This window comes from Vibrio sp. D173a, from assembly GCF_030248475.1.
Genome location: NZ_JAHGAH010001250.1, coordinates 1 through 773 on the forward strand (window position 1 = coordinate 1; position 773 = coordinate 773).

General features: G+C 49.5%; 1 pseudogene. It reads left to right on the forward strand.

The features are described from left to right. Positions 1-773, forward strand: a pseudogene (gene thrA / locus KIV40_RS32625) (bifunctional aspartate kinase/homoserine dehydrogenase I); the annotation flags it as partial.

A 773-nucleotide genomic window follows, 5' to 3' on the forward strand; every position in this document is an offset into this window, starting at 1 on the left:
GTGGTGAGCTGGTGGATCAAATCAAGCGTCAGCAAGGCAAACTGGCTGAAAAGGGCATTGTGATCCGCGTATGTGGTTTAGCAAACAGTAAAGGTCTGCTGCTTGATAGCGAAGGCCTACCACTGGAGCACTGGCGTGACCGCATGAACAGTGCAACAGAAGAGTTCAGTCTGCCACGTCTTGCGGCTTTGGTTCAGCGTAATCACATCATCAACCCAGTACTGGTTGACTGTACTTCAAGCGAGGCGATCGCTAACCAATATGCAGATTTCCTAGCAGCGGGTTTCCACGTTGTTACACCGAATAAGAAAGCAAACACAGCGAGTATGGCGTACTACCACCAACTTCGTGAAGTAGCGCGTAACTCACGTCGTAAACTGATGTACGAGACAACGGTAGGTGCTGGCCTTCCGGTTATCGAGAACTTGCAGAACCTTATCTCTGCAGGTGATGAGCTTGAGAAGTTCAACGGCATTCTGTCAGGCTCTCTTTCTTACATCTTCGGTAAGCTTGATGAAGGCATGACTCTAAGCCAAGCAACGAATATTGCAAAAGACAATGGCTTTACTGAGCCAGATCCTCGTGATGACCTAGCGGGCATGGATGTGGCGCGTAAGCTGCTTATCTTGGCTCGTGAAGCGGGTATGGCTCTAGAGCTTGAAGACGTCGAAGTTGACCAAGCATTGCCACCAGGTTTTGATGACTCTGGCAGCGTAGAAGAGTTTATGGCACGTCTTCCAGAAGCGGATGCTTACTTCCAAGAGCAATCAGCA